20 protein-coding genes and 2 pseudogenes are annotated in these 23722 nt (G+C 72.9%); 11 read left to right on the top strand and 11 right to left on the bottom strand.

The features are described from left to right. Nucleotides 1-230: 230 nt before the first annotated feature. From ACFYWQ_RS13980 to ACFYWQ_RS13965, 4 genes are read right to left on the bottom strand one after another with little or no spacing between them, the layout of a single operon-like run. A complete protein-coding gene (locus tag ACFYWQ_RS13980) occupies nt 231-1262 on the bottom strand; it encodes a LacI family DNA-binding transcriptional regulator (protein ID WP_389516078.1) in 1032 nt (343 codons plus the stop codon). Then, complete coding sequence (locus ACFYWQ_RS13975; protein ID WP_389516077.1) at nt 1259-2164, bottom strand: carbohydrate ABC transporter permease; 906 nt, start codon at nt 2162-2164, stop codon at nt 1259-1261. Before ACFYWQ_RS13975 ends, ACFYWQ_RS13980 begins: the two co-directional genes overlap by 4 nt. Then, nucleotides 2161-3084, bottom strand: a complete 924-nt coding sequence (locus ACFYWQ_RS13970) for a carbohydrate ABC transporter permease (RefSeq protein WP_389516074.1) — start codon at nt 3082-3084, stop codon at nt 2161-2163. The genes ACFYWQ_RS13975 and ACFYWQ_RS13970 overlap by 4 nt, the downstream gene beginning before the upstream one ends. After that, nucleotides 3081-4397, bottom strand: a complete 1317-nt coding sequence (locus ACFYWQ_RS13965) for an ABC transporter substrate-binding protein (protein ID WP_389516072.1) — start codon at nt 4395-4397, stop codon at nt 3081-3083. Before ACFYWQ_RS13965 ends, ACFYWQ_RS13970 begins: the two co-directional genes overlap by 4 nt. Before the next feature lie 183 nt (nt 4398-4580). Between ACFYWQ_RS13965 and ACFYWQ_RS13960 the strand changes: the two genes are divergently transcribed. From ACFYWQ_RS13960 to ACFYWQ_RS13925, 8 genes are all read left to right on the top strand, one after another. After that, complete coding sequence (locus tag ACFYWQ_RS13960; protein WP_389516070.1) at nt 4581-6602, top strand: beta-galactosidase; 2022 nt, start codon at nt 4581-4583, stop codon at nt 6600-6602. 163 nt (nt 6603-6765) lie between these two features. After that, the gene (locus ACFYWQ_RS13955; RefSeq protein ID WP_389516068.1) at nt 6766-8334 is read left to right on the top strand and encodes an arabinogalactan endo-beta-1,4-galactanase; all 1569 of its coding nucleotides are present in this window, start codon (nt 6766-6768) and stop codon (nt 8332-8334) included. A 310-nt stretch (nt 8335-8644) separates the two neighbouring features. Next, nucleotides 8645-8932 carry an ArsR family transcriptional regulator gene (locus ACFYWQ_RS13950; RefSeq protein WP_389516066.1) on the top strand — a complete coding sequence of 96 codons (288 nt, stop codon included), beginning with the start codon at nt 8645-8647 and terminating at the stop codon, nt 8930-8932. 133 nt (nt 8933-9065) lie between these two features. Continuing rightward, nucleotides 9066-9791 (top strand): FadR/GntR family transcriptional regulator, encoded by a 726-nt coding sequence (locus ACFYWQ_RS13945; RefSeq protein ID WP_389516064.1) that lies wholly within the window; start codon nt 9066-9068, stop codon nt 9789-9791. Between the two features lie 44 nt (nt 9792-9835). Then, nucleotides 9836-10852, top strand: coding sequence for an asparaginase (locus ACFYWQ_RS13940; RefSeq protein ID WP_389517377.1), 1017 nt, complete (start codon nt 9836-9838; stop codon nt 10850-10852). Nucleotides 10853-10955: 103 nt separating this feature from the next. Beyond that, nucleotides 10956-11894 (top strand): glutaminase, encoded by a 939-nt coding sequence (locus ACFYWQ_RS13935; RefSeq protein ID WP_389516062.1) that lies wholly within the window; start codon nt 10956-10958, stop codon nt 11892-11894. Nucleotides 11895-12142: 248 nt separating this feature from the next. After that, complete coding sequence (mptB, locus tag ACFYWQ_RS13930; protein WP_389516060.1) at nt 12143-13540, top strand: polyprenol phosphomannose-dependent alpha 1,6 mannosyltransferase MptB; 1398 nt, start codon at nt 12143-12145, stop codon at nt 13538-13540. Continuing rightward, complete coding sequence (locus ACFYWQ_RS13925) at nt 13537-14931, top strand: glycosyltransferase family 87 protein (RefSeq protein ID WP_389516059.1); 1395 nt, start codon at nt 13537-13539, stop codon at nt 14929-14931. The genes mptB and ACFYWQ_RS13925 overlap by 4 nt, the downstream gene beginning before the upstream one ends. Before the next feature lie 83 nt (nt 14932-15014). Here ACFYWQ_RS13925 and ACFYWQ_RS13920 read toward each other — a convergent pair. After that, nucleotides 15015-15713, bottom strand: a pseudogene (locus tag ACFYWQ_RS13920) (D-alanyl-D-alanine carboxypeptidase family protein); the annotation flags it as partial. 502 nt (nt 15714-16215) lie between these two features. After that, nucleotides 16216-17352, bottom strand: coding sequence for a transcription termination factor Rho (gene rho / locus ACFYWQ_RS13915; protein WP_389516057.1), 1137 nt, complete (start codon nt 17350-17352; stop codon nt 16216-16218). 584 nt (nt 17353-17936) lie between these two features. Between rho and ACFYWQ_RS13910 the strand changes: the two genes are divergently transcribed. Next, the gene (locus tag ACFYWQ_RS13910; RefSeq protein WP_389516056.1) at nt 17937-18803 is read left to right on the top strand and encodes a hypothetical protein; all 867 of its coding nucleotides are present in this window, start codon (nt 17937-17939) and stop codon (nt 18801-18803) included. A gap of 37 nt (nt 18804-18840) precedes the next feature. Here the strand turns inward: ACFYWQ_RS13910 and ACFYWQ_RS13905 are convergent, their stop codons facing one another. Further along, nucleotides 18841-19239 (bottom strand): nuclear transport factor 2 family protein, encoded by a 399-nt coding sequence (locus ACFYWQ_RS13905; RefSeq protein ID WP_389516055.1) that lies wholly within the window; start codon nt 19237-19239, stop codon nt 18841-18843. A gap of 70 nt (nt 19240-19309) precedes the next feature. On the opposite strand from ACFYWQ_RS13905, the gene ACFYWQ_RS13900 reads away from it, so the two are divergent. Together ACFYWQ_RS13900 and ACFYWQ_RS13895 are read left to right on the top strand one after the other, a co-directional pair. Further along, nucleotides 19310-19882: a PadR family transcriptional regulator gene (locus ACFYWQ_RS13900; RefSeq protein WP_389516053.1), complete on the top strand. Its 573-nt coding sequence runs from the start codon at nt 19310-19312 to the stop codon at nt 19880-19882. A 37-nt stretch (nt 19883-19919) separates the two neighbouring features. Next, entirely contained in the window at nt 19920-20645 is a 726-nt protein-coding gene (locus ACFYWQ_RS13895; protein ID WP_389516051.1) for a class I SAM-dependent methyltransferase, read from the top strand. Nucleotides 20646-20763: 118 nt separating this feature from the next. On the opposite strand, the pseudogene ACFYWQ_RS13890 reads toward ACFYWQ_RS13895, so the two are convergent. The 4 genes and pseudogenes from ACFYWQ_RS13890 to ACFYWQ_RS13875 all read right to left on the bottom strand — a co-directional run. Then, a pseudogene (locus ACFYWQ_RS13890) lies at nt 20764-21000 on the bottom strand (serine hydrolase); the annotation flags it as partial. 46 nt (nt 21001-21046) lie between these two features. Beyond that, nucleotides 21047-22015: an acetylxylan esterase gene (locus ACFYWQ_RS13885; protein WP_389516049.1), complete on the bottom strand. Its 969-nt coding sequence runs from the start codon at nt 22013-22015 to the stop codon at nt 21047-21049. Between the two features lie 136 nt (nt 22016-22151). Continuing rightward, complete coding sequence (locus ACFYWQ_RS13880) at nt 22152-22736, bottom strand: hypothetical protein (RefSeq protein ID WP_389516047.1); 585 nt, start codon at nt 22734-22736, stop codon at nt 22152-22154. A gap of 93 nt (nt 22737-22829) precedes the next feature. After that, nucleotides 22830-23324, bottom strand: a complete 495-nt coding sequence (locus ACFYWQ_RS13875; protein ID WP_389516045.1) for a MarR family winged helix-turn-helix transcriptional regulator — start codon at nt 23322-23324, stop codon at nt 22830-22832. Nucleotides 23325-23722 lie beyond the last annotated feature (398 nt).

Below are 23722 nucleotides of genomic sequence, written 5' to 3'. Positions count from 1 at the left end.
GACGGCCGGCCGTCGCCGCGCCCGCGCGGAGCGGGACCGGCTCGTCCTCGCCGTACCGGTGTATCGAGGTGTCCGCCATCAGAAGGTGTCCGCCATCAGAAGGTGTCCGCCATCAGAAGGCGTCTGCCGGCAGGAGGTGCCTGCCGGCAGAAGGTGTCCGCCACCGGCCGGCCCTGACCGCGGCCAGAGCGGTGCTGTGGCGTGGGATCACCGACCGTGCGGCGGACCGCTCAGGTCGACTCGCGCTGGACCAGTTCCGTCGGCAGGATCACCGCGGCGGGGTCCTCGCCGCCTATCTGGGCGAGCAGCACGCGGACCATCTCGCTGCTGATCCGGTCCCAGGGCTGGCGGATGGTGGTGAGGGCCGGGCTGGCGGCGGTCGCGGCGGGCGAGTCGTCGAAGCCGCCGACCGCGACGTCCTCCGGCACCCGCCGGCCGGCCCGCCGCAGCGCGGCCAGCACGCCCTGCGCCATCAGGTCGGAGGCGACGAACACCGCGTCCAGGTCGGGGACCCGGGCCAGCAACCGTTCGGCCCCGGCCTCCCCGCTGGCCCGGCTGTAGTCGCCGGGGACGACCAACCGCTCGTCGAAGGCGATGTCCGCCTCGGCGAGCACCTCCCGGTAGCCGGCGAGTCGCTCCACACCGCCCGGGGTGTCCTGCGGGCCGGTGACGACGCCGATCCGGCGGCGGCCGAGCGCGACCAGATGGCGCACCATGTCACGGGCGCCGTCCCGGTCGTCGGCGGCCACGTAACTCACCTTCGACCCGAGCCCGATGGGCTTGCCGCACGCCACCAGCGGCACGCCCGCCTCGCGCAGCTCGGTGGCGACCGGGTCCCCTGAGTGGCTGGAGACCAGCAGCACCCCGTCGACGTGCCCCGCGGTGATGTACCGCGTGATGCGCCGCCGCTCGTCCTCGGTCCCGGCCAGCATCAGCAGCAGCGGGATGTCGTGCGCGGCCAGCGCCTGGGTGCAACCGCGCAGCAGGACGTTGAAGTTGGGGTCCTCGAAGAACCGCTCCTGCGGTTCCGTCAGCAGGAAGCCGATCGAGTCCGAGCGCCCGGTGATCAGCGAGCGCGCGTGCCGGTTCACCACGTAACCCGTCTTGCGGATCGCGGCGTTGACCGCCTCCTGCGCGGAAGGACTGACGTAGTGGCCGCCGTTGAGGACGCGCGAGACGGTGCCTCGTGAGACGCCCGCCTCGCGCGCCACGTCATGGATCGTCGGCGGTCTGCGCCGGCCCCCCGTATTGCTCATGGTCATGACTTTACGGCCCCGGACAGCAGATCCAGGCTCCAGAACCTCTGGACCACCAGGAACAGCGCCACCAGCGGCAACACCGCGAGGAACGCGCCGGTGATCACCAGCGTGTACAGCGCGGGCTGGTTCGAGCCCTGTTCCAGCAGCGTGAACAGACCGAGCGTGATCGGGAACTTCTCGTCGTCGGCCAGCATGATGTACGGCAGCAGGAAGTTGTTCCACACCGCCACGAACTGGAACAGGAACACCGTCACCAGTCCGGGGACCATCATCGGCAGCGCGATCCGGGTGAAGATCCGCCACTCGCTCGCGCCGTCCATCCGGCCGGCCTCCACCACGTCGCCCGGCACCGCCGCGGCCGCGTAGATGCGCGCGAGGTAGACGCCGTAGGGGGAGAGGATCTGCGGCAGCAGCACGGACCAGTAGGAGTCCGTCAGGTCCGCCTGCGCCAGCAGCAGGTACTGCGGGACGGCGAGGATGACGGGAGGCATCAGCACACCCGCGAGCAGCACGTTGAAGATCGTCTCGCGGCCGCGGAAGCGGTAGGTCGCCAGTGCGTAGCCGCTCAGCGCGGACACGCACGTCGACAACAGGGCGCCGAGGCCGGCGTAGAGGGCGGAGTTGCCCATCCACTCCCAGTAGACGCCGTCGCGGTAGGCGTTGAGGTCCTTGAGGTTGTCGGCGAAGCCGGTGCCCGGCAGGAAGGTGAAGGTGGAGAACAGCTCACGCCCCGACTTGGTGGACGCGATCACCACCCACGCCACCGGCAGCAGGCAGTAGAGCGCGCCCAGCAGCAGCGTGATCGTCGGGACGAGCGCGATGCGGCGGCGCAGCGGCGGGCGGCCCTGGGCGGCGCCGGTCGTGCCGGTCGCCGAGGGGACCTTCCGTACGGCAAGAGAACTCATCGTGCTGCCTCCTGCTTGTTGCGGCGGTTCGCGGCGCGCAGGAACCCGAAGGAGAGCAGCAGCGTCGCGAGCGCGATGATCACGGCCTGGGCGGCCGCCGCGTAGACGTCACCGGTGGCGAACGCGTCCCGGTACACCTTCATCAGCGGACTCCAGGTCGTCGACACGGAGTTGGTGAGTGGCTTGAGGGTGGTCGGCTCGTTGAACACCTGGAGGGTCGCGATGATCGAGAAGAAGAAGGTGAGCACCAGCGAGGGCGCCACCATCGGGATCTTGATCCGCAGCGCGACCTGGAGCGGTGTGGCGCCGTCCAGCTTCGCCGCCTCGTACACCTCGGCCGGGATGGCCCGCAGCGAGGTGTAGATGACGATCATGTTGAAGCCGGTGCCGCCCCAGACCGCGATGTTCGACAGGGCGAGGTAGAGCGGACCGCCGTCCAGCAGGTCCGGCTGCGGCAGGCCGAGCTTGTCGAGCACGAAGTAGAAGGGGCTGACGTCCGGCAGGTACAGGAAGCCCCACAGCAGTGCCGCCACCACGCCGGGGATGGCGTACGGCAGGAAGATCGCGAGCCGGGTGAACGGGGTGAGCCGCACCTTCTCGGAGTCGAGCATCAGCGCGAACACCAGGGCGAGGCCCAGCATCACCGGGACGACGATGCAGCCGTAGCCCAGCACCCGCAGCGCGCCGTCCAGCAGCTCGCTGTCGGTGAAGGCGGCGGTGTAGTTCTCCAGGCCGGCCCAGACCTCCTTCCTGGCGTTGGAGCCCAGGCCGAGCCCGGAGACCTTCACCTTGTGGAAGCTGAGCCAGACCGCGTAACCGATGGGCAGCGCGAAGAAGAGGGCGAAGAGCAGCGTGGCGGGGAGGAGGAAGGCGTACGGGGCGCCCTTGACCCCGTACGACTTCCGGTGTGCGCTGATCACTCGGAGACCTCGAAGCCCTGCTTCTTCAGGTCGGCGACGGTGTCCGCCTGCATCTCGTCGAGGGCGGCGGAGAAGTCCGACTTGTTCTTCGCGGCGGCGCCGAAGGCGTCCTTGAAGGTGGTGTAGGCGACGTTCACGTTCGGGCCCCAGGCCGAGGGGGCCGTGGTCTTCGCGATGTCGGCGGCCACGGTGTAGAAGTCCGCCTGGTTGGAGAAGTAGGCCGGCGGGGTGGTGAAGGCGCCGCTGAGCTGGGCGGAGGTGGAGGCCGGGTAGATGCCGCTCTCCTTGGCCAGCGCGTTGAGCGCGTCACCGTCGGTGTTCAGCCAGGCGGCGAACTTCGCCGCGGCTTCCCTGTGCTTCGAGTCGGTGGTGACACCGATGGAGGAACCGCCCCAGCTGCCGGTGACGTTCTCGCTCTGCGACCACTGGGGGAGCGGGGCCATGGCCCACTTGCCCGCGGTGTCGGGCGCGGCGGTGGTCAGCGTGCCCGGCGCCCACACGGCGGAGACCCAGGCGATCTGCTGTCCGGTGTTGAGCGCCTTGTTCCAGGCCGGGGTGTACATCGGCTGGTTGTCGATGGCGCCCTCCTTGACCAGGCCGCCCCAGAAGTCGGCGACCTTCTTGCTGGCCGCGTCGTTGATGCCGACCTGCCACTTGTCGCCGGAGGTGGTCCACCACTGGGCGCCCGCCTGCTGGGCGAGGCCCGCGAAGAGACCGGAGTCGTTGGCGGAGAAGGTGGTGAGGTCGACGTCGGGCGCCTTCTTCTTCAGCGCGCGGGCCGTCTCGGCGAACTGCTCCCAGGTCGTCGGGACCGTCAGGCCGTACTTCTTGAAGAGGTCCTCGCGGTAGTAGAACATCATCGGGCCGATGTCCTGCGGCACCGCGTAGACGGCGTCGGTGCCCAGCGTGGTCTGCTGCCACACGCCCTCGGCGAACTTGTCCTTCGCGTCGCCCACGTCACCCGATATGTCGGCGAGCGCGTCGTTGCTGACCAGCGTCGGCACCGACTGGTACTCCACCTGGACCAGGTCGGGCGCCTTGCCGGCCTTGTGCGCGGTGAGGATCTTGGTGATCAGCGAGTCGCCGGAGGCCTGCTTCTTCACCGTGACCGTGATCTGGTCCTTCTTGCCTTGGCCCTTGTTCCACAGGTCGACGACCTTGTCCATGCCGGGCGTCCAGGTCCAGTACGTCAGTGAGACCGGACCCGACTCGGTCTCACTGTCGTCGGACGAGCCGCAAGCGGCGAGGGCGGTGCCGCCCAGCGTGATGGCGAGGGCGGTGGCCACGAGGCGACGGCGCTTCGTGATGGGCATGGATTACTCCCCTGACCTGGGGTCCCCGCCTGCTGCGAGGACCTGCCATGCTTCTGTGAGCGTTCACAGTAGAGAAACATCCCGGACACTTGTCAATGGTTGTTGCTGTGCGGTTATGTTGGGATCGCACCGCAGATCGAGTGTGTGCACGTTCCCAAATGATCGATTACACGGGAGACACCCATGCCGGAGACCACCCCCAAGGGCCTCACCAGGCTCGCCTTCGGTGGGGACTACAACCCAGAGCAGTGGCCGGAGAGCGTCTGGCAGGAGGACGTCCGGCTGATGCGGGAGGCCGGCGTCACCATGGTGAGCGTCGGGATCTTCTCCTGGGCCCTTCTGGAGCCCGCGCCGGGCGAGTACGACTTCGGCTGGCTCGACCGCGTCGTGGACCTGCTGCACGAGAACGGCATCCGCGTCGACCTGGGCACGCCCACCGTGGTCCCGCCCGTCTGGTTCTACCGGCAGCACCCCGAGGCGCTGCCCGTCACCGCCGACGGCCGCCGCCTGGCGTTCGGCTCCCGCGGCGCGATCTGCCACAGCAACGCCGACTACCGCGCCGCCGCGGCGAACATCACCACGCGGCTCGCCGAGCGCTACGCGGACCACCCGGCGCTGGCCCTGTGGCACGTGCACAACGAGTACGGCGTCCCCGTCTCCGCCTGCTACTGCGACTCCTGTGCCGCCCACTTCCGCCGCTGGCTGGAAACCACGTACGGCACGGTCGACGCGGTCAACGAGGCCTGGGGCACCGCCTTCTGGGGCCAGCGCTACGCCCGCTTCGAGGACATCGACCCGCCGCGCGCCACGCCGACCGTCGGCAACCCGGGCCAGGCGCTGGACTACCGGCGGTTCGCCGACGCCACCATGCGCGAGAACTTCTGCCGGGAGCGCGACATCCTGCACCGCCTCGCGCCCGGCGTCCCCGTCACGACCAACTTCATGACGGCGCTCAGCCAGTGCGACACGATCGACTACTGGGCCTGGGGCCGCGAGGTCGACCTCGTCAGCAACGACCACTACCTGATCACCGACGGCCGCCGCACCCACGTCAACCTCGCGATGGCCGCCGACCTGACCCGCTCCGTCGCGGGCGGCGCCCCCTGGCTCCTGCTGGAGCACTCCACCTCGGGCGTCAACTGGCAGCCCCGCAACCCGGCCAAGGCCCCCGGCCAGATGGCCCGCAACTCCCTCTCGCACGTCGCCCGGGGCTCCGAGGGAGCCATGTTCTTCCAGTGGCGGCAGTCCCGGCGCGGCGCCGAGAAGTTCCACTCGTCGATGGTTCCGCACGGCGGCACCGACACCCGCGTGTGGCGCGAGGTCGTCGAGCTGGGCGCCTCCCTCGACACGCTGAACCCGATCCGCGGCACCCGCACCGTGGCCGACGCGGCCGTCCTGTGGGACTGGCACTCCTGGTGGGCGCAGACCCTCGACTGGCGTCCCTCCCAGGACCACGACGCCCGCGAGCGCGCCGACGCCTTCTACGAGGCCCTCTACGACCGCCACCTCACGGTCGACTTCGCCCACCCGGAGGCCGACCTCTCGGCGTACCCCCTGGTCGTCGTGCCCGCCCTGTACCTGATGACGGAGGCGGCCGGGAACAACCTCAAGGCGTACGTCGAGAACGGCGGCACCCTGGTCGTGTCGTACTTCTCCGGCATCGTCGACGAGCACGACGCCGTCCACGAGGGCGCCTACCCGGGCCCGCTGCGCGACGTCCTGGGCCTGACCGTCGAGGAGTTCTCCCCGCTGCTCGCGGGCGAGGGCACCCGGCTCACCGGCCCGGACGGCGCCGAACTCCGCGCGGACCTGTGGACGGAGTTCGTGGTGCCGCGCGGCGCCGAGACGGTGTGGACGTACGCCGACGGACTCACCGCCGGCCGGCCCGCCGTCACCCGCCACCGCCTCGGCGAGGGCACCGCCTGGTACGTCTCCACCCGCCTCGGCGCCGACGGCCTCGACGCCGTGCTCGGGCGGGCCGCCGAGGACGCCCGCGTCGCCCCCCGCGCCGACCTCCCGCGTGACGTCGAGGTCGTACGCCGCACCGGCGAGACGGGCAGCTTCCTCTTCGCGATCAACCACACCGCCACCGACGCCAAGGTGCCGCTGGACACGTCCGGCACCGAACTGCTGACGGGCGAACGCGCCGCGGGCCCCCTCGTGGTCCCGGCCGGAGCCGTCCGGGTCGTGCGCCTCGACGGCTGAACCGACTCAGCCGTCCGGGGCGTACGCCTCGACGGCTGAACCGACTCCCTCTCCGCCCGTGGAGCCGCGAGCCGCGGGCGGAGAGGGCCCCTCACCCCGAGGGGACGGCGGGTCGCACCGGCCCGCACACACCGCCATCACGTCGAAGGGACGACGGACGACGATGTTCCATCCCAGACGCACGCTCGCAGCCCTGCTGCTCCCGCTCGCCGCGGGGCTCTCCCTCGCCGCCCTGCCCGCGCAGACCGCCCAAGCGGCGGCCACGCTCACCAACGGCGGCTTCGAGTCCGACGGCACCGGCACGGCCACCCCGGCCGGCTGGTCCACGTACTCGGCGGCCGGCCAGAACTCCGCCTCCTTCACCGAGGCGGGCGGCCACGCCGGCAGCTACCGCCTCACCCACTGGGCGTCCACCGCGTACAAGGTGGAGACCTACCAGTCCCTCACCGGCCTGACCAACGGCTCCTACAAGCTCACCGCCTGGGTCCGCTCCGGCGGCGGCCAGAACTCCGCCTACATAGCCCTCAAGAACTGCGGCGGCACCGAGCAGCGCACCGCCCTGCCCGTGTCGGCGAGCGGCTGGATCCGGATCGTCGTCCCGGTCACCGTGACGACCAACCAGTGCACCGTCAGCATCAACAGCGACGCCAACGCGGGCAACTGGATCAACGTGGACGACCTGACCTTCGCGTCCGGCACGTCCGGCCTGTCGATCAAGGGCGCCGACATCTCCTCCCTCGCCAAGAGCGAGGCCAAGGGCGGCGTCTACAAGACCGCCTCCGGCACCACCGGCGACGCGGTCACCATCCTGAAGAACGCCGGCATGAACTACGCGCGCCTGAAGGTCTGGGTGAACCCGGCCGACGGCTACAACGACAAGGCGCACGTGCTCGCCATGGCCAAGCGCATCAAGGCCGCGGGCCAGAAGCTGCTGGTCGACTTCCACTACTCGGACACCTGGGCCGACCCCGGCGCCCAGACCAAGCCGGCCGCCTGGGCGGGCCACTCGTACAGCCAGCTCAAGACGGACGTGTACAACCACACGTACGACGTGCTGAACGCGCTGAAGGCGCAGGGCACCACCGCCGACATGGTCCAGGTGGGCAACGAGATCAACGGCGGCATGCTCTGGTCCGAGGGGTCCACCGACAACTGGGCCCAGCTCGCCGGTCTGCTCAACTCCGGCTACGACGCGGTCAAGGCGGTCAGCTCCTCCACCGCGGTCGCCCTGCACCTCGCCAAGGGCGGCGACCTGTCCGGCACCCGCTGGTGGTTCGACAACGCCGTCGCCAACGGCGTGAAGTTCGACACGATCGGCCTGTCGTACTACGGCTACTGGCACGGCACCCTGGCGGACTTCCAGACCACGCTGGACGACGCCGCCTCCCGCTACGGCAAGCCGGTCTACGTCGCCGAGACCGCCTATCCGTTCCGCCTCGACAGCGACGACACGCTCGAGAACATCATCGACCTGTCGAGCGAGCTCGTCTCCGGCTACCCGGCGACCGAGGCCGGCCAGCTCGCCTGGACGAACGCCGTGGCCGACATCGTGGAAGCGGTGCCGGGCGGCCTCGGCCTGGGCGTCTTCTACTGGGAGGCGACCTGGACCGCCGTCACCGGCAACGGCTGGGACCCGACCGACGCGTCGTCCGGGAACGGCTGGGAGAACCAGGCCCTCTTCGGCTACGACGACCGGGCGCTGTCCTCGATGGCGTGGTTCAGCCACCGCTGACCCGGCCGTCGCCGACCCCGCTGGACCCATAGCACGGCACGACACGGCACGGCACGACACGGCACGGCACGGCACGGCACGGCACGGTCCGGCCACGCCGTCCCCGTGACCGGCCGTCCCGGGGCCCGGCCGCTTCCCCGCGGCCGGGCCCTGCCCGTGGTCCGGCGCCTCCACCCCCGACTCCCTTACAGCGCAAGGGTGTTCGATCCCGCCAAGCGTGCGGGAGTCCGGGACACGGCGGCTTCCCCTGCGGAAGAGTGGGAAGACGCGGTACGAGGGGTGCCCCGACCAAGGGACGGAGGGGGCGACGATGCTGAGGACACCCGTGAGTGAACGGCGGCTGGACATCCTGGAGTGGCTGAAGGATCCGGCCCGGCACTTCCCGCCGCAGCGCCACGGCGACCCCGTCGAGGACGGGGTCACCGCGGACGCCGTCGCTGCCAAGCTGGGCGTGCGCCGCCAGGTGGCGGACACCCACCTGAGCCTGCTCGCCGACCTGGGCCTGCTGCGCGCCAAGCGGATCCGCCGCCGCACCTACTACCGGCGTGACGAGATGCGCATCGCCGAGGTGGCCCGGATGTTCGAGAAGGGCTGGTAGCCGCTCCGGGGCGGCTGTCCGTCGGGAGCACGGCGGCCGGATCGGGCCGGGCGAGGCCTGGTCGGGCGAGGCCTGGTCGGGCGAGGCCGGGCTGACTTGACATCGCCCGCTCCTCGCGCGGACCATCGCTCCCGTGAACCTGTCAGACAGCCAGACAGGTGGTCGGGTCGCCCCGCGTCGCGTCAGTGCGATGGAGGCGGTGCTCGGCCACCTGCGCGACGCCATCGAACACGGCCGGTACGCCATCGGGGACAGACTCCCCTCCGAGGCGGAGCTCTGCCGCACCCTCGAGGTCTCCCGGCCCGTCCTGCGGGAGGCCCTGCGCGCCCTCCAGACCATGGGTCTGACGGTCTCCCGCACCGGCAAGGGCACCTTCGTGATCGCGGACACCGTCGAGGACCCCACCTTCGGCGACTACACGGCCGGCGACCTGATGGAGGCCCGCCGCCACGTCGAGGTCCCGGTGGCCGGCTACGCGGCCCTGCGCCGCACCCCGGAGGACCTGGCCCGCCTGGCCCGCCTCCTGGACCGCATGGAGCGGGAGACGGAGACCACCGCGTGGGTCGCGATGGACACCCTCTTCCACCTCGCCGTGGCCGAGGCCGCCCGGAACCCGGTCTTCCGCCGGGTCATCGAGGAGATCCGGGACGCGCTGGCGCGCCAGTCGGCCTTCCTCGACGAACTGGGCGGGCGCCGCGAACAGTCCGACCGCGAACACCGGGCCATCGTCGAGGCGCTGGTCGCCGGCAGCGAACGCGCCGCCGTGGACGCCATGACCCACCACCTGGACCGCGTCGGGACGACCCTCACCGACATCGTGCGGTCCCCGCGCGCCGACAGCCCCACGCAGGCGCCGTGAACCCGGCGCCCACCCACACCACCCCACCGACGACCCAGGCAGTGATGTACACCAGCTTCCTCGCCGACGCCCCCGCGATCCGCGAACCCCAGCACGCACCCGTCGCCCACCTCGTCCGCGGCGGGGTGACCGAGGGCGTCCACCACGGCTCCGTCGTCGTCCTCGGCGCGGACGGCCGGGTCGGCCTCCGGCTGGGTGACATCGAGGCGGCCTTCTACCCGCGCTCGGCGCTCAAGCCCGTCCAGGCCGTCGCCATGGTCCGGGCCGGACTCCCGCTCGACGGCGAGCTGCTCTCCCTCGCCGCCGCCAGCCACTCCGGCGAGGAACGCCACCTCGCCGGGACCCGGCGCATCCTGGAGCTGGCCGGCCTCACCGAGGACGACCTGCGCAACGTGCCGGACCTGCCGTTCGGTCCGGCGGTCCGCGACGCGTGGGTGCGGGAGGGCCGGCCGCCCGCCCGCCTCGCCCAGAACTGCTCCGGCAAGCACGCGGCCATGCTGTACACCTGCCGGCTCAACGGCTGGCCCCTCGACAGCTACCTCGACCCGGAGCACCCGCTCCAGCAGGCGATCGCCGAGATCGTCGAGGACCTCACCGGGCAGCGGACAGCCCGGGTCACCGTCGACGGATGCGGCGCGCCCCTCTTCGCGGTCTCCCTGCACGGCCTGGCCCGCGCCGCCGCCCGCATCACCACCGCGGCGCCCGGCACCCCCGAGGCCCGGCTGGCGGACGCCGTGCGCCGGCACCCCGAGACGGCCTCCGGCTCCGGCCGGGACGTGGCCGCGCTGATGCGGGCCGTGCCCGGACTGCTCGCCAAGGACGGCTTCGAGGGCGTCGAGGTCGCCGCGCTGCCCGACGGCCGCGCGATCGCCGTCAAGATCGCCGACGGTGCGGACCGGGCCCGCGTCCCGGTCGCCGCGGCCGCCCTCGCCCACGCCGGCGTGGACCCCGCCCTGCTCACCGAGTTCGCGGGCGAGCCCCTGCTCGGCGGCGGCGTCCCGGTCGGCCGCGTCCGCCCGGTCCGGTCACTCGACCCGACGTCCTGGCCGGCCTGCGCCTGACGGCCGCACCCGCCGGCGCGGCCGGGCACGGCCACCCGCCCGGGACCCACCGCCCCACCCCTGACCAGCGGCGAAGCCCCGGACCCGGCCAGCAGGGGGCACAATGGCGATCATGACTGTGACGTCGTCCCTCACCTTCCAGCCGGTCCTGGAGCGCATCGCCGAGGAGATGGAGCGCACGCCCGGCCGCGGCCGGCCCGCCGACTACATCCCGGCGCTCGCCGCCCGCGACCCGCGCCGCTTCGGCATGGCCGTCGCGGAGCTGGACGGCACGGTGTACGGCGTGGGGGACTGGCGCGAGCCGTTCTCCACGCAGTCCATCACCAAGGTCTTCACGCTCGCCCTGGACCTCGCCCGCGAGGGCGACGAACTCTGGGAGCACGTGGGCCGCGAGCCCTCCGGCAACCCCTTCAACTCCCTGGTGCAGCTGGAGTACGAGAACGGCATCCCGCGCAACCCCTTCATCAACGCGGGCGCCCTCGTCGTCACCGACCGCCTCCACACCCGTACCGCGGACGCGGCCGGCGAACTCCTGGCGTTCCTGCGGGCCGAGAGCGGCAACCCCGCCCTCGACTTCGACCTGGAGGTCGCCGCCTCCGAGACCGCGCACGGCGACCGCAACGCCGCACTCGCCCACTTCATGGCGTCCTACGGCAACATCGACAACCCCGTGCCGCTCCTGCTCGACCAGTATTTCCGCCAGTGCTCCATCACCGCCTCCTGCGCCGGCCTCGCCCTGGCCACCGGCTTCCTCGCCCGGCACGGCGTCCGCGCGGACGGCACCCGGCTGCTCACCCGCAGCCAGGCCAAGCAGGTCAACGCCGTCATGCTGACCTGCGGCACCTACGACGCGGCCGGCGACTTCGCCTACCGTGTCGGCCTGCCCGGCAAGAGCGGCGTCGGCGGCGGCATCATCGCCGTCGTCCCCGGCCGCTGCACGCTGTGCGTATGGAGCCCGGGCCTGGACGAACGCGGCAACTCGGTGGCCGGCGTGGCGGCCCTGGACCGGTTCACGACGCTGACGGGCCTGTCCGTTTTCTGATCGCGCCGGTCGCGCCGGTCGCGCCGGTCATGCTGATTGTGCGGGTCGTCCCGGTCGTGCCGGTCGTGCCGGTCGTGCCGGTCGTGCTGATTGTGCGGGTCGTCCCGGTCGTGCCGATCGTGCCGGTCGTTCCGATCCGCCCGGCCGCGGCGCGGCGCTCACATGGCGGTCACGCGCAGGCCGCCGCCCGGAAGGCGGGACGTCGCTCACCGGCCACCCGGCGCCGACACCCTGGCGGAGTGTTGGCCATGGCTCTTCCCGTCGATCTCCGCCGCTGTCAGGTGCTGGGCCTGGCCGGCACCTCCTGTCTCGCCCTGGGCGGTGAGACGGCCGGCGCGCTGCCCGCCCGCGAGCTCCTCGCCCCCTCCTCTCCGCAAGCCGTACTGGGCCTGGTCGGCGTCTACTTCGGGCTCGTCCTGCTGACCGCGGCCTGGGTGCTGCTCGGCCGCCTGGTGCGCGGCGGCGATCCGCCCACCCCGCGCGCCCTGCTGCTGGTCCTCGCCGTGTGGGCGGCACCCCTGCTGATCGCGCCGCCGCTGTTCAGCCGGGACGTCTACAGCTACCTGGCCCAGGGCGCCATGGTCGACGCCCGCATGGACGTCTACGCCCACGGCCCCGCGCGGCTCGGCGGTCCGCTCGCCGAGGAGGTCGCCCCGCTGTGGCAGCACACCGGCGCCCCCTACGGCCCGGTGTTCCTCGCCGTCGCCGCGGCCCTGTCCGCCCTGACCCGCGGCGAACTGCCCGCCGGTCTGATCGGGATGCGCTGTGTCGCGCTGTGCGGGGTGGCGCTGATGGCCGCCGCGCTGCCCCGGCTGGCCCGGCACAGCGGCGCCGACCCGGCCGCCGCCCTGTGGCTGGGTGCCCTCAACCCCCTGGTCCTGCTGCACCTGGTGGCCGGAGCCCACAACGACGCGATCATGCTGGGCCTGCTCGGCGTCGGCCTGGTCGCCGCCCTCGGCCGCCGCCCGGTCCTCGCCGCCGTCCTGGTCACCCTCGCCGCCCTGGTCAAGGCGCCCGCCGCGCTCGGTCTGGCCGCCGTCCTGGTCCTCCAGCTGCGCTCCGGCCGCCGCCCGGTCGCCGCGGTCCTGACCACGGCCGCCGCCTCCGCGGCCACCACGGTCACCGCCACCGCCGTCGCGGGCACCGGATACGGCTGGATCGCCGCCCTCGACACCCCGGTCTCCCCGCAGAACTGGGCCCTCACCAGCCTGCTCGGCCGTGCCACCCGGGCCCTGCTGGAGACCCTCGGCAGCGACCTGGCCCCGCTCGCCGTCCCGGTCTGGCACGCGCTGGGCCTGGTGGTCACCGCCGTCGCCCTCGCCGTCATCTGGTGGCGGCTGCGCCCCCGCCCGGTGTACGCGCTCGGTCTGAGCCTCGCCGCGGTCGCCGCGTTCGGCCCGGCGATCCGCCCCTGGTACGCCCTGTGGGGCCTCTTCCTCATCGCCGCCGCGGCGCCCAGCACCTCCGTACGGCACCGGACGGCCGCCGTGGCCGGCGTCCTCGCCCTCGCCGTCCTGCCCGACGGCGGACCGGCCGACCCCGGCCGGCTGGTCCTGGCGGTCTGCGGGGGCGCGCTCGCGGTGGTCGTGCTGTGGCAGGCGCGCCTCGCGGCGTCGGCCCCGGCCGTGCCGGTGCGTACGGCATGACACCGCTCCGGGCGCCGCGCACCGACCGCGGCCGGCTGCTGCTGGTCCTCGCCCTCGCCACGGCCGTGACCGTCTTCACCGCGACGGTCCCGCTGCTGCGCGACTGGTTCGACCTGCGGGTCTACCACGGCACCGTGCACTCCTGGGTCCACGACGGCGGCCGCGTCTACGACTACCGGGTGCCGGGCACGCCGTACGGCTTCACCTATCCGCCGTTCGCGGCCGTCGCCATGCTGCCGATGGCGCTGGTCGGGCTGCGCACCGCGATCGCGGTGACGCTGCTGCTCAACCTGACGGCCCTCGCCGCCGTCGCCCGCGTCCTGGCGGGCCCCGAACGGCTGCGGCGCCACGGCTGGTACGGCGCCGCCCTCGCCGCCTGCGCGCTGGCGCTGTTCGAACCGCTGCGGGACACCTTCAGCTTCGGCCAGGTCAACCTGCTGCTGCTGGCCCTGGTCCTGACGGACTGCCTGCTGCTGTCGACGGGGCGGTCCCGCTGGGCCGGGGTCGGCATCGGGCTGGCGGCGGCGGTCAAGCTCACCCCGGCGCTCTTCATCGGCCTGCTGCTGGTCGCCCACCGCCGGCGCGCGGCGGCCGTCGCCACCGGCGTCGCCGTCGGGGCGACGGCGGCCGCGGCCCTCGTCGCCCCGGACGCCTCCCGCTTCTACTGGACCCACGCCCTGTGGGACACCTCCCGGGTGGGCCGTTTGGACTACGTCTCCAACCAGTCGCTCCAGGGCGTGCTGGCCCGGCTGGGCGTGGAGAGCCGGCCGGTCTGGGCGGTGCTGGTGGTACTGGTGCTGTGCGGGTGGGCCTGGCGGGCGCGGCGGGCGGCGGCCGCGGGCGACTGGACGGCGGCGTTCGCGCTCACCGGCCTGACCGCCTGCCTGGTCAGTCCCGTCACCTGGGTGCACCACCTGGTGTGGCTGCTGCCGTCCTTCGCCGTGCTGGTCCGCGCAGGGCACCCGAGGACCGCGGCCGCCCTGTACGCCGTGCTGTGCACGAGCGTGGTGTGGATGTGGTTCGACGACGCGTCCGGCGTCGACGGCTTCCTGGGCTCCAACCTGTACACGTGGATCACGCTCGGCCTGCTCGTCCGGCTGCCGGTGGGTCATCCGCCGCGGACCCGGCGCCGTACGACCGTCAGCACGAGCGCCGCGGCCACGCCGCCGGACACGGCGGTGCCCGTGACGACGGCCGCGTGCGGCCAGCCGGGCCCGGAGTCGTCCTTGCCGGCGGAGGCCGGGGACGCCGAGGGACCCGCGGCGGTCACCGGCGCCGAGTCCGGTCCCGGCCGTTTCCGGGTCGCCCGCAGCGCGTCCAGGGAACCGACCGGGTCGACGTGTCCGGCGGCCTCGAACCCCCAGTCGAGCAGCTCGCGCGCCTCCTCGTAGACGGTGAACCCGCCCCCCGCCTGGGGGTTGAGCACCGTCACGACGAGGGTGCGCCCGTCCCTGCGGGCGGCGGCGACGAGCGTGTGGCCGGCCTCGCTGGTGTAGCCGTTCTTGATGCCGACCAGCCCCGGATAGGGCTCGACGCCGCTGCGGCCGGTCAGCAGCCGGTTGGTGTTGACGATGGCGTACGTGCTGCCGTCGTAGCCGGGGAACCACGCCTCGGCCGTCGCGCAGTACCGCGCGAAGTCGGGGTTGCGCAGCCCGGCCCGGCCGAACACCGCCAGGTCGTAGGCCGAGGAGACCTGGCCCGGTGCGTCGTAGCCGTCCGGGGACAGCACGTGGGTGTCGAGGGCGCCCAGGGAGCGTGCCGTGGCCTGCATCCGGGCGGCCGTGGTGTGCCAGCCGCCGTCGAGGGCGGCGAGGACGTGCACCGCGTCGTTGCCGGAGCTGAGGAACACCCCGCGCCACAGGTCGGCGACCTGGTAGGTGAGCCCCTCGGCGACGCCGACGAGGCTGCTGCCGGGCCCGATGCCGGTGAGTTCCTCGTCGGACACCTGGTGCAGGGCGCCCGCGGGCAGGTCGGGCAGGACCGTGAGGGCGAACAGCGTCTTCAGGGTGCTGGCGGGCGGCAGCGGGCGATGGGCGTCGGAGGCGGCGAGCACCTCGCCGGTGCCGGCGTCGGCCACCAGCCAGGACAGCGCGGAGACGTCCGGCAGCCCGGGCGCTCCGGGGCGGGGCCGGACCAGGGTGCCGGGGTGGTAGAGCAGCCCTGGCCATGGCATCGCCGTCCGGGGGCCGCCGGGGGGTCCGGGGTCCGTGGCGGCGGGGGCGGGGGTGGTGACCGTGGCGGGGCCGAGGGCCAGGAGACCCGCCACGCAGAGCGCGCAGGTCGGCACGGCGACTCGGGAAGAAAGTCTGATCATCATATGATCAACGTAGAAATGAATCCGGCCCAACCCGCGCTGCCCGTGCCGGGGACCGCGCGCGTGCACCCGGATGCCGCACGTCCCGCGCTCCGGAGCGGCCGGTCCGGATCGCTCGCGGGGTTCCTCGCCGGGTCCCTCGCCGGATCTCTCGCCGGGTCCCTCGCACCCGACCGTCAGCTGTGTCCGAGCCCGCACGTCAGGCGTGTCCGAGCCGCACGTCAACTGTGTGCGGGGCCGAAGGTTCGTCCGTCCGGAGGTGAGGGGCTCCCGTGCGGAGGTGAGGGGGTGCCTGTACGGAGGTGAGGGGGGTGCCTGCGCGGAGGGCGGGGAGGCGTCTGTGCGGGGGAGGGGGGCGGCCCTACGCGGCCGGGAGCGTCGGCTGGATGCGCCGCAGGAAGGTCGCGTTGTCCGGGGTCTGCCGCATCCGCTCCAGGAGCGTCTCCAGGCTGCCGCGGCCGTCCCGGGTCCGCAGCGCGCGGCGCAGGCCGCGTACGGTGGCCAACTCGGCCGGAGTCAGCAGGAGTTCCTCGCGGCGGGTGCCGGAGGCGTCGATGTCGACGGCGGGGAAGACGCGGCGGGAGGCGGGTTCCCGGTCGAGGCGGAGCTCCATGTTGCCGGTGCTCTTCAGCTCCTCGAAGAAGAAGTCGTCGGCGCGGGAGCCGGTTTCCACCAGCGCGGTGGCGAGGATCGTGAGCGAGCCGCCCTCCTCGGCCGCCCGCGCGGCGCCGAAGAACCGCTTGGGGCCGATCAGCGCGGTCGCGTCGACGCCGCCGCTGAGGGTGCGGCCTCCCGCGGCGGCCGCGTTGTTGTGGGCCCGGCACAGCCGGGTCAGCGAGTCGAGCAGGATGACGACGTCGTCGCCCGCCTCGACGAGCCGCTTGGCCCGTTCGACGACGAGTTCCGCGAGGGCGATGTGCTGCCTGGGCGTCCGGTCGAACGTCGAGGCGTACACCTCGCCGTGCACGGAGCGCCGCATGTCGGTGACTTCCTCCGGGCGTTCGTCGAGCAGGACCACCATCAGCCGGGCCTCGGGGTGGTTTCCGGCGACGGCGGCGGCGAGCTGCTGGAGCAGGACGGTCTTGCCGGTCTTGGGCGGGGCGACGAGCAGCCCGCGCTGCCCCTTGCCGACGGGCGCGAGCAGATCGGTGACGCGTCCGGCCAGGCCGGACGCGGGGTGTTCGAGGCGGAGCCGCTCGTGCGGGTGGAGGGGCGTGAGGTCGTGGAAGTGGCGGCGGTCGCGCAGTTCCTGGGGAGTACGGCCGTTGACGCGCGCCACGTCGGTCAGCGCGCGCGCCGCCGAGCGCATCCCTTCGACGAAGTCGCCCTTGCGCAGGCCGAGTCGGCGGATCAGCGCGGGCGGGACGGGGAGGTCGGTGGGGGAGGGCAGGCAGCTCTCGGCCCGCAGGTGGCCCTTCCCGTGGCCGTCGATGTCGAGGACACCGGTGACGAGCTGGGCCTGCTGCTGGAGAGGGGGGTGTTCGAGTGTGGTGGTCATGGTGGTCGGTCCTTTCGAGGACGGAAGACACGGGACTGCGTGAGGGGGGAGAGAGGCCGCTCGGCCAGGGGCGTGAACGCGCGCCTGGGGCGGCGGAGCATCACTCGGGCGCAGCGGAGAAGTCCTGCACACGAGGTTGCGGGGGAACTGTCGCACCGGCCGCTGCGGGCGGGCGATCAGTGAACTGAAGGAGAAACGGCATCGGCGCCGAACAGGGCGTACACAGATGCTGCCGCGAGTTTAGCACTCGAGTGTGATCGTGGCCAGTGCCGCGTGCGCTCCTGCCGGAACAAGGCGTGCGCTCCTGCCGGGACGACGCGTGCGCTCCTGCCGGGACGACGCGTGCGCTCCTGCCGGGACGACGCGTGCGCTCCTGCCGGGACGACGCGACGGCGGCCCTGTCCGTTCCGATGTACGCGTACGGACTCCGTGCGTCGCGGGGCCCGCTCGTGACGCCGGCTCTACCCCGGTGGTCCGGCCCTGGTCCGGACCGGGGTGTCGTCATCCTGCATCGGATGTCCCCGGACCATAACGATCCGTGACGACAAGGGACTTGAACGCTGTCGCTGGCTTATCTTCACGTCATGTCCACGCCGCCCCAGCCTCCGTCGCAGCCTCCGCAGCAGCCCGAGCGGCAGCCGGAGCAGCCCTCCGACGCGCCCGCCCAGCCGACCGCCTATCCGTATCCGCATCCGCAGTCGCCGGGCGGGCAGCCCTTCTACGCCCAGCCCACCCTCGTGGGGCAGCCGGGCCCGTCGGCCAATCCGTACCTCCAGCAGCCCCCGTACGCCCCCGGAGGCGTTCCCCCGGCGAGCGGCGGCGCCGGCGGCGCCGGGCGGGCGGTGCTGTGGGCCGTCGTCGGAGCGCTGGTCGCGTCCGCCGCCTGGGCGGCCGGAGTGTTCCTGATCGCCGGTCGGGGAGCCGACGCGGAGCTGAGCGGCTACACGGCGCCGTCCAACCTGTGCACCAGCGCGGACTACTCGACGTTCCAGGACGAGTACCCCGAGGCCGACGACGACCCGGTCCACAACGAGCTGGAGCACGAGGCCCTCGACGAGAGCTACTGCAGCCTCGGCCTGAAGAAGACGGGCTCGACCTACTCCGACGCCTACCTCTCCCTCGAACTCGGCCTCCACAAGAAGACCGATCCCGCACCGGAGTTCACGGCCCGGTGGAAGAACTACGGGAGCAGCCACACGGAGTACGACGTGGACACCGTGACGGGCATCGGCGACGAGGCGTACCTCATCAGCCAGGACAGCACGGACAGCTCCGACAGCGGCTCCATGGACGTCACGATCGCGGTGCGGGACGGCTGGGTGACGTACACCATGAACTTCAACATCTACCTCACCTCCTACGACGAGGACCAGGACCCGCCGACGCTCGACGAGGTGACCGACTGGCTCAAGAAGGACGCCGAAGCCAGCCTGGAGGAGCTCAAGGGCTGACGTCCCCCCGCCGCCCCCGTCCGGGAGGCGCGCTCCCTCACGCGGACCGCGCCTCCACCTCCTTCGCGATCTCCTCGGCCCGCGCCCCCATCGCCGCCGCCAGCGCCTGCGCGCCGGACAACGGCCGCACCATCACGGTCAGTCCGTCGATGAGACCCTCCTCGTTCACATGGATGAAGTCGCAGCCCGTGAGCTGCCGTTCGCCCACCCGGGCGGTGAACACCAGGGCGTGGTCGCGGCCGTCCGCCCCGGCCAGCTCCCGCTCGTACCGGAAGTCCTCGAAGACCTGTGCCACGGCCCGCACGATTGCCGCCGTGATCGCCTTGCCGGGGTACGGCCGGAACACCACCGGACTGGTGAACACCACGTCCTCGGCCAGCAGGGCTTCCACCGCGTCGAGGTCGCGGGCCTCGACCGCCTCACGGAACGCGCGCATCGGATCACCTCATAGGCAATTTTTTGATTAGGTGCGGATGACAGTATCCGTCGGCCCGTACCATGTCCACATGTCCCTCAAGTACGCCGTGCTGGCCGCCCTCCTGGAGGGCGAGGCCTCGGGCTACGAGCTGTCCAAGACCTTCGACGTCTCGCTCGCGAACTTCTGGCCCGCGACCCCGCAGCAGCTCTACCGCGAGCTGGAGCGGCTCGCGCAGGCCGGCCTGATCCAGGCACGGGTCGTACGGCAGGAACGGCGTCCCGACAAGAGGATGTTCACGCTCACCGAAGCCGGCCGGGACGACCTGCGCGCCTTCGCCGCCGCCCCGCCCCGCCGGCCCACCGCCGTCCGCGACGAACTCCTGATCAAGATCCAGGCGATGGACGGCGTGGACCCCGGGGTCACGCGGGCGCAGATCGAGGAGCGCATGACCTGGGCGCGCGGCAAGCTCGCCCGCTACGAGCGGGTGCGCGAACGGCTCCTGGACGGGCGGACCGAGGACGAGTACCTCACCGCCGCCGACCGGATCGGCCCCTATCTGACCCTGATGGGCGGCATCGCCTTCGAGGAGGAGAACCTGCGCTGGTGCGCACGCGTCCTGGCCCTGCTGGAGCGCCGAGCCTCCGTCACCCGGCAGGGATGACGGCGACCGGGACGGCGACCGGGATAGGGTGACGCCGATGTTCAGCCCCGAGGGTCCCACGCTGCGCGAACTCGCCGTCCAGGCGCTGTCGTCCGTCGAGCACGGCTACGACCTGCTCGCGCCGAAGTTCGACCACACGCCGTTCCGCACACCCGACTCCGTCCTGGACGCCGTCGCCTCCGCGCTGCACGGGACCGGCCCCCACGACGACGGGCTCGACCTGTGCTGCGGCACCGGCGCCGGCGTCGGCGCGCTGGCGGCGGTGTGCCGGCGCAGCGTCACCGGGGTCGACTTCAGCGCGGGCATGCTCGACGTGGCCCGTGCGCGGACGCGTCCGACGGGCCCCCGGGTGTCCTGGGTGCGCGCGGACGCCCGCGCGCTGCCGTTCACGTCCGCCTTCGACCTCGTCGTCAGCTTCGGCGCGTTCGGCCACTTCCTGCCCCGCGAACTGCCGGGCCTCTTCGCCCAGGTGCACACGGTGCTGCGGCCGGGCGGCCGCTTCGCCTTCCCGGTGCTCGCCCCGCCCCGTCCGTCCTCCGCCGCCTTCTGGACGCTCCTCGGCTTCGACACCGTGATGCGGGTGCGCAACGCGCTGTGGCGGCCGCCGTTCGTGATGTACTACCGGGCCTTCCGGCTCGGCGAGGTGCGCCGTGAACTGGAGCGCGCCGGCTTCCAGGTGGACCTGCGCGCCCTGCCCGAGTTCGGGACCAGGAGCGACGGGAGCCCCCGCGTACGTCTGGTCGAGGCGCGCCGCCTCCCCTGACCGGCGCGCCCCGGCCGTCCGGCGACGGACGCGGGGCCGTCCGGGCGGCCGGGACGGGACTGTGCGGGCGGCCGGAATGCCCACCGCCCAGCGACCGGCACCGGACCTCCGGCGCGCCTCACGGCGCGCCGTACACCGCCTCCGCCAGGGGCATCTTCCGCGGGTCGTCCGCGATGTGCGGCCCCATCCGGTTCATCACGTATCCCGGCGACAGCCCGGCCTCCGGGTCGGCGAGGCCGCAGGAGCCGCCGAAGCCGTCGTGACCGAAGGCCCGCGGGCTGGGTCCGTACGAGCCGTTCGGGCCGCTGAGCCACAGGCCGAGCCCGATCCCCGTCTCGTGCGCGAACCCGGACCCCCGGCACATACCGACTGGTCGGACTGGGGAGGGGGAGGGGGCCGTCTCAGGCGTACGACCGCAGCCAGCGCAGCTTGGCCGCCTGGTGAAAGGGGCCGCCGCCCTCGTGGTCGTTGAAGTCGTACACCTCGATCGCCTTGTCCTCGTGCGCCCAGGCGTGGAAGGCGGCGTACACCGTCGACGGCGGGCAGGTCTGGTCCTCCAGGGCCACCGAGAAGAGCGTGGGGGCCGTGGCGCGCGCGGCGAAGTGCACGCCGTCGAAGTAGGCCAGGGTGCGCAGTGCGTCCTCGGTGCGGCCGCGGTGCGTCTTGAGGTACAGGCCGATCTCCCGGTAGGGGTGACGGTCCGTCAGCACCGCGGCGCGCGGGTAGTCGCACAGGAACGGTACGTCCGGGGAGACCGCCACCAGGTCCGGCACCAGGCCGCCGACGGCGATCGCCAGACCGCCGCCCTGGCTCGCGCCGAGCGCCACCGTGCGCGCCGCGTCGGTCAGCGGATGCGAGCGGGCCGCCTCGACGGCGCGTACCGCGTCGGTGATCACCCGGCGGTAGTAGTAGTTCTCCGGGGCGTCGATGCCGCGTGTCATGAAGCCGGGGTACGCCGGCGCGCCGCCCACCGGATCGGCGGTGGCGCCGCCGCCGCCCCAGGCGCTGCCCTGGCCGCGGGTGTCCATGATGAAGTGCGCACGGCCCGTCGACGCCCACAGCAGGTGCTCGTGCGGCAGGCCCCGGCCGCCGCCGTAGCCGACGAACTCCACCACCAGCGGCAGCGGCTCCTCGGCCGCGGCGGGCAGCGTCAGCCAGCCCTTCACCGGGTGTCCGCCGAACCCGGCGAACGTCACGTCGAACACCCGCACCGTGGTCAGCCCCGTGTCGACCGGGTCGAAGCGCGCGTCCAGGTCGTGCTCCCGGGCCTCCTGGAGGGTCTTGGACCAGAAGGCGTCGAAGTCCTCCGGTTCGGTGGACGCGCTGCGGTACTCCTGGAGCTCCTCCAGGGACAGGTCGAACTGGGCCATGAACAACCGCCTTGTGTAATAAGTGGCCGTACGAATGATCACACCGTACGTGGCGGGTGGTAGCGCTTTCTAGACCCACGCCCCGGCCGTGCCCGACCCCCGTCCGTCGTCCGCCCGTCCTCCGTCCCCGGTGTCCTCAGGCGCTGCGCCCGCTCCACTCCGGACCCGTCCGGGCCCACTCCCGGTCCCACTCCTCCAGCCGGTGCCGCATCGCCACCCGGCGCACCACCGCGTGCCCGAGCAGGACGACGCCGGCCGTACAGCCCGCCGCGGAGACGCCCAGGGAGAGGGTGTGCTGCCATACCGCCGTACCGTCCGCCGGCGGACCGACGCTCCGCCCCCGCGCGTCGAACCACACCTCGACCACGTCACCGTGCCGGGTGCCCGCCGGCACGCGCGCGACGGCCGTCCGGGTTCCCTGCCCGGGCTCCGTCCAGCGCACGTCGACCCGGTAGGAGTCCGCCCGGCCGCCGCTCGCCGTCGGCAGCGCGTCGGGCGGCCGGCCGATCACCTCGGCCCGCACCCGGTGCCGTTCCGCCCGTTGCTCGGCCGCCGTCGCCGTCGCCTCCTGGTGGGCCCACCGGCCCACCACGGCCCCCGTTAGGGGTGCGCCCACCAGCAGCAGTACGGCCACCAGCAGGGCCGTCCACGCCTCCACCACGTCCGACCGGCGCAGCAGCGGGTTGCCCCGCCGTCGCCAGGCCCGCACCCGGGTTCGCATGTCGACCTCCTCGCCGTCACGCGGACGAGTGCCCACAGGGAGGGGATACCCCGTATGGGCCGGATCGTTCACGACGGCCACAGGGTTCCGGTGTCATGGTCGGCGGTCGGTCGTTCCCTCCGCCGCGGGCGCGGCCCGGCCGTGCTCCGGCCGGGGGCCGCCCCCGTCCCCGGCCACCGCGTTGTACCGCGTCAGATACGCGGCGAAGCGCTCCAGGTCCTCCTCGGGCCAGCGGGCGAGCCGCTCCCGGAAGGCGGCGCGCCGCCTGTCGGTGACCTGGGCGAGGACACGGCGGCCGGAGCCGGTGAGATGGAGGAGGTGGACACGGTGGTCCGCCGGGTCCTCGCGCCGCTCGATCAGGGCGGCCCGCTCCAGAGCGGCCACCTGGCGGCTGACGGTGGACTTGTCCAGCGCGTAGTGCGCGGCGAGGTCGGTGGCCCGGCAGCCGCCGCTCTCCTCGAGATGACCGAGCAGGGTGTACGACACGAGCGACAGCTCGGGGTGCAGCCGGCCCGCCGAGGCACGCGCGCGCCGCGCGAAGACCGTCATCTCGCGCTGGATGGTCTCCACGGCTCGTGCTGTTTCCATGGGACCTCCCTCGCCGTTCCAGTTGTACCGTACAACCGGATCGACGAGGGGGCAGCACGGCCTCCGGGCCCGCCCGTTGGGGTAGGGTGACGACTCGGCTGCGGACGTTCCCCGGCCGTGAGCGACCGAGGAGGTGAGACCCATTACCGCAGTGTCAGGTCGGGTGCTCTCACCTCGCGACGGCGCGGACCGCCGCTAGGTCCATCGGCGACGCGAGAGCGCTCTTCGGCTTCCGAAAGGTCTCTCGGCTTCCATGCCCTCTCTGTCGACCCCGTCCCCGTCCCCGTCCGCTTCCTCGTCCGGGCCGCCCTGCTCCGCGGCTCCCTCCGCGGCCGCCGTCACGGACTCCCGCACCGAATCCCCTACGGAATCCCCTACGGATTCCCCTACGCATTCCT

The organism is Streptomyces sp. NPDC003247, assembly GCF_042888135.1.
Classification (GTDB): domain Bacteria; phylum Actinomycetota; class Actinomycetes; order Streptomycetales; family Streptomycetaceae; genus Streptomyces.
This window is presented reverse-complemented; position numbering and strand designations above follow the sequence as displayed.